General features: G+C 69.9%; 5 protein-coding genes. All 5 read left to right on the top strand.

Annotated elements, in window-relative coordinates; genetic code table 11:
- Positions 1–179: 179 nt before the first annotated feature.
- Positions 180–818, top strand: coding sequence for a TetR/AcrR family transcriptional regulator (locus ABDW35_RS32400; protein WP_343717971.1), 639 nt, complete (start codon positions 180–182; stop codon positions 816–818).
- A 121-nt stretch (positions 819–939) separates the two neighbouring features.
- On the top strand, positions 940–1,893 hold the full coding sequence (locus ABDW35_RS32395; protein WP_343717970.1) for a sugar ABC transporter substrate-binding protein: 954 nt from the start codon (positions 940–942) through the stop codon (positions 1,891–1,893).
- A gap of 189 nt (positions 1,894–2,082) precedes the next feature.
- Positions 2,083–3,234, top strand: coding sequence for an ABC transporter permease (locus ABDW35_RS32390; RefSeq protein WP_343717969.1), 1,152 nt, complete (start codon positions 2,083–2,085; stop codon positions 3,232–3,234).
- Positions 3,231–4,037, top strand: a complete 807-nt coding sequence (locus ABDW35_RS32385; RefSeq protein WP_343717968.1) for an ATP-binding cassette domain-containing protein — start codon at positions 3,231–3,233, stop codon at positions 4,035–4,037. The genes ABDW35_RS32390 and ABDW35_RS32385 overlap by 4 nt, the downstream gene beginning before the upstream one ends.
- A gap of 152 nt (positions 4,038–4,189) precedes the next feature.
- A partial coding sequence (locus ABDW35_RS32380; protein ID WP_343717967.1) for a Gfo/Idh/MocA family oxidoreductase occupies positions 4,190–4,814 on the top strand: 625 nt, incomplete at its 3' end.

The following is a 4,814-nucleotide window of genomic DNA, read 5'->3' as shown; positions in this document are numbered from 1 at the left end:
CGCTGTAGCCCACCTCCCCCAGCCGGCCGGCCACCGCCGGGCGCAGCGGGCCCGCGACGACGAGATGCAGCACCACCCAGAATAGCGCGGCGAGAGCGAGCGAGAGCATCGTTGCGGCCTTTACAGCAGGACCGATCCGGTCGATGTTGACATCAGCAACATATGATTGGATGTGGGCTGTGTCAACATCGGAGCCGGAGACCCCTGGGCAGCCCTATCACCATGGCGACCTGCGCCGGGCGCTGGTGGCGGCGGCGCGGGCGCTGCTGGAGGAATCGGGGCCGGAGGCGCTGAGCCTGCGCGACGTCGCCCGCCGGGTCGGGGTGTCGCACAACGCGCCGTACCGGCACTTCCCGACGAAGCAGGCGCTGCTGGCGGCGGTGGCGGCGGAGGGATTCGCCATCCTGTCCGCCCGGCTGGCGGAGCTCCCGCCGGAGGCCGGGATGGCGGCCGGGTTCCGCGCCTATCTCGGCTTCGCGCGGGAGCAGCCGGGGCTGTACCGGCTGATGTTCGACGGCGGGCTGCAGAAATCGGGCGACCCGGCGCTGTGGGCTGTCGGCGAGCGCGCCTATGACGGGCTACGCCAGGCCGTCCTGAGCCTCGCCCCCGCGGCAGACAGGGCCGCGGTGGTGGCCGCCTGGGCCCAGCTGCACGGGCTGGCCCTCCTGGTCATCTCCGGCCAGCTGGCCGATGACCTGGTGCGCGACGGCGCGCTCGACGCGCTGGCCGGGCGGGCGGCGGCGATCCTGGAGGCCGGCCTGCGCGGTGCCGGCGCGCCCTCTGAAACGGCCGGACCAGAAATAGAACAGAAATTCTGAATTGCCTTCCTATTAAAAATCCTGTTCAATTCTCGTGATCAACCGACTTCGGCGACGGACCCGGGCTGAGGCCCCGTCCGGCGCCGATGAATCGGGCGACGAAACCGAGGGAGGACCAGGAATGCTTCGGACATTGCTGTGCGGCGCAGCCATGGGCGCCGCCATGGTGCTGGGCCTGGCGGCCGCACCCCAGGCGGCGCAGGCCGCCAATGAGCGCTTCGTGCTGATCAGCCACGCGCCCGATTCCGACAGCTGGTGGAACACCATCAAGACCGCGATCCGCGAGGCGGGCCAGCAGGTCGGCGCCAAGGTGGACTACCAGAACCCGTCGACCGGCGACCTCGCCGACATGGCCCGCATCGTGCAGCAGGCCACCGCGTCGAAGCCCGACGGCATCATCATCACCATCGCCGATTACGACGTGCTGAAGGGCCCGATCACCGACGCGGTGAAGAAGGGCATCCCGGTCATCACCATCAATTCCGGCACGGCGGAGCAGAGCAAGAAGCTCGGCGCCCTGATGCATATCGGCCAGCCGGAATACGACGCCGGCAAGGGCGCGGGCGAGAAGGCCAAGGCCGCCGGCGTCACCAAGTTCCTGTGCGTCAACCACTACATCACCAACCCGGCCTCGGTGGAGCGCTGCCAGGGCTTCGCCGACGCGCTGGGCGTGCCGCTCGGCGACCAGATGGTCGATTCGGGCATGGACCCGGGCGAGGTGCAGACCAAGGTCTCCGCCTTTCTGCGCGCCCATCCCGACACCAACGGCATCCTGACGCTCGGGCCGAACTCGGCCGAGCCGACGATCCAGGTGCTGCAGGCCAACAAGCAGGCCGGCAAGATCTTCTTCGCCACCTTCGACCTGAGCGCCGCCATCGCCGCCGGCATCAAGGACGGCACGGTGACCTTCGCCATCGACCAGCAGCCCTACCTGCAGGGCTACCTGCCGGTGGTGCTGCTGGCGAACTACGTCCGCTACGGCGTGATCCCCAGCAACAACATCAACTCCGGCCCCGGCTTCATCACCAAGGACAACATCGCCCTGGTCGAGAAGCTGGCCGGCGAATACCGGTAGGATCGTTAGACCTTCTAGCTTCTACCGCTTCTTTTTCTGTCATGCCCGGGCTTGACCCGGGCATCCAGAGAGCGTCGAGACCCTCTGGATTGCCGGGTCAAGCCCGGCAATGACAGGGAAGGAACGGCGGCGACCGGACGCATCAGCCGCCCCGCCTCCCCTCTTCCCGCCCCAAGCCCGGAAGACGCCATGACCACCGTCCAGACCGACACCAGGATCCCGCAGGGCCGGGTCCCTTCGCCGCCGCCGCCGGCCGGCGACGAGCGGCTGCGCACCGTCTCCCTCGCCTCGCGGCTGCTGTCCCGCCCCGAGCTCGGCGCCATGGCCGGCACCGTGCTGGTCTTCGTCTTCTTCGGCCTGACCGCCGGCACCTCCGGCATGTTCAGCGCCGACGGCATCTCCAACTGGCTGGTGGTGTCGGCCCAGCTCGGCATCCTCGCGGTCGGCGCCAGCCTGCTGATGGTGGCCGGCGAGTTCGACCTGTCGATCGGGTCGATGATCGGCTTCGCCGGCATGATGATCGCGATCCCGACCGTGTTCTTCGGCTGGCCGGTCTGGCTGTCGCTGGTCTTCGCCTTCGCCGGCGCCCTGGCGATCGGCGCGCTGAACGGCTGGCTGGTGGTGCGCACCGGCCTGCCCAGCTTCATCGTCAGCCTGGCCTTCCTGTTCATCCTGCGCGGCATGACCATCGCGCTGTCGATCCTGTTCACCAACCGCACCATCGTCGGCGGGGTGAAGGACCCGGCGGCGGCCGACTGGCTGGCGCCGGTCTTCACCGGCACGGTGCTGGACGGGCTCTACCGCTGGGCCGGCGGCGTCGGGCTGATCGACACCTTCCCCGACGGCAGCCCGATCGTCCCCGGCCTGCCGGTGCTGGTGGTGTGGTGGCTGGCGCTGACCGCGATCGGCGCCTGGATCCTGCTGCGCACCCGCTTCGGCAACTGGATCTTCGCCGTCGGCGGCGACAACACGGCGGCGCGCAACATGGGCGTGCCGGTCGGCCGGGTGAAGGTGCTGCTGTTCATGGGCACCGCCTTCTGCGCCACCGTCTTCGCCGCCTGCCAGGTGATGGAGTTCGGCTCCGCCGCCGCCGACCGCGGCCTGCTGAAGGAGTTCGAGGCCATCATCGCCGTGGTGATCGGCGGCACGCTCTTGACCGGCGGCTACGGCTCGGTGATCGGCGCCGCCTTCGGCGCGCTGATCTTCGGCGTGGTGCAGATGGGCATCTTCTACTCCGGCGTGAACACCGACTGGTTCAAGGTCTTCCTCGGCGTGATGCTGCTCTTGGCCGTGATCGTGAACAACTACATCCGCCGCAAGGTGACGGGAGGCCGGTCGTGAATCCCCAATCCACTCCGCTCGTCGAGCTGCAGGGCGTCTGCAAGTATTTCGGCTCGGTGGTGGCGCTGAAGGACATCACCATCTCGGTCCGCCCCGGCGAGGTGCTGGCGCTCCTGGGCGACAACGGCGCCGGCAAGTCGACGCTGATCAAGACCCTGGCCGGCGTGCACCAGCCCAGCGAGGGCCAGATGCGGGTCGAGGGCCGCGAGGTGCGCTTCACCTCGCCGCGCGACGCGCTCGACCACGGCATCGCCACGGTCTACCAGGACCTGGCGATGGTGCCGCTGATGAGCATCACCCGGAACTTCTTCATGGGCCGCGAGCCGACTTTGGGCTGGGGCCCGACCCGGCGCATCGACATGGACAAGGCCAATGCCATCGCCCGCGACGCGATGCGCCAGATCGGCATCGATGTGCGCGACCCCGGCCAGGCGGTCGGCACCCTGTCGGGCGGCGAGCGGCAATGCGTCGCCATCGCCCGCGCCGTGCATTTCGGCGCCAAGGTGCTGATCCTGGACGAGCCGACCTCGGCGCTGGGCGTCAAGCAGGCCTCGGTGGTGCTGCGCTACATCGTGCAGGCGCGGGCGCGCGGCCTGGGGGTGATCTTCATCACCCACAACGTCCACCACGCCTATCCGGTGGCCGACACCTTCACCCTGCTGAACCGCGGCCGCTGCCTGGGCACCTATGCGAAGAGCGAGATCAGCCGCGAGCAGGTGCTGGAGATGATGGCCGGCGGCCAGGAGCTGGCCAGCCTGACCGCCGAGCTGGCCGAGTTCGAACGCAGCGACGCGGCGGCTTAAACCCATCGAGTCCCCCCTCCCCTCGCGGGAGGGGGTTAGGGGGAGGGGGTTCGCGCCATCCGCTCCGGCCCGGACCTGTTCCCCTGCATCGACAACCCCCTCCCCCTACCCCCCTCCCGCAGGGGGAGGGGGGACTGACTTGGGACCATCGGATGACCCCCACCCTCGGCATCGGGCTGATCGGCACCGGCTTCATGGGCGAATGCCATGCCCTGGCCTTCCGGGCGGCGCCGGCGGTGTTCCGCACCAAGCTCGGCGCCCGGCTGGAGATGGTGGCCGACATCGATGCCGGCGCCGCGCAGCGCGCCGCCGACCGCTTCGGCTTCGCCCGCGCCACCGGCGACTGGCAGGCGCTGGTGGCCGACCCGAAGGTCGGCCTCGTCGCCATCACCTCCCCCAACCTGCTGCACAAGCCGATGGCGTTGGCGGCGCTCCGGGCCGGCAAGCATGTCTATTGCGAGAAGCCGCTGGCGCTGAACGCCGCCGACGCGGCGGAGATGGCGGCGGCCGCGGCCGAGGCCGGCGTCACCACCATGGTCGGCTACAACTACCTGCGCAGCCCGGCCGTGTCCTTCGCGCGGCAGCTGATCCGCGACGGCGCCATCGGCCGCGTCACCTATTTCCGCGGCGTCAGCGACGAGGACTACATGGCCGACCCGGCGGTGCCGATGTCCTGGCGCTGCCGGCGCGACCAGGCGGGCAGCGGCGCCCTGGGCGACATCGGCTCGCACATCCTCAGCGTCGCGCTGGCCCTGGTCGGGCCGGTGGCCGAGGTCT

The organism is Inquilinus sp. (assembly GCF_039594555.1).
GTDB lineage: Bacteria > Pseudomonadota > Alphaproteobacteria > DSM-16000 > Inquilinaceae > Inquilinus.
Note: the sequence above shows the minus strand (reverse complement) of the source record. Positions and strands in the feature narration are given on the sequence as shown.

Coding starts and splice junctions, on each gene's coding strand:
- ABDW35_RS32390 (WP_343717969.1), top strand. CDS start 2,083: ATGACCACCGTCCAGACCGACACCAGGATCCCGCAGGGCCGGGTCCCT.
- ABDW35_RS32395 (WP_343717970.1), top strand. CDS start 940: ATGCTTCGGACATTGCTGTGCGGCGCAGCCATGGGCGCCGCCATGGTG.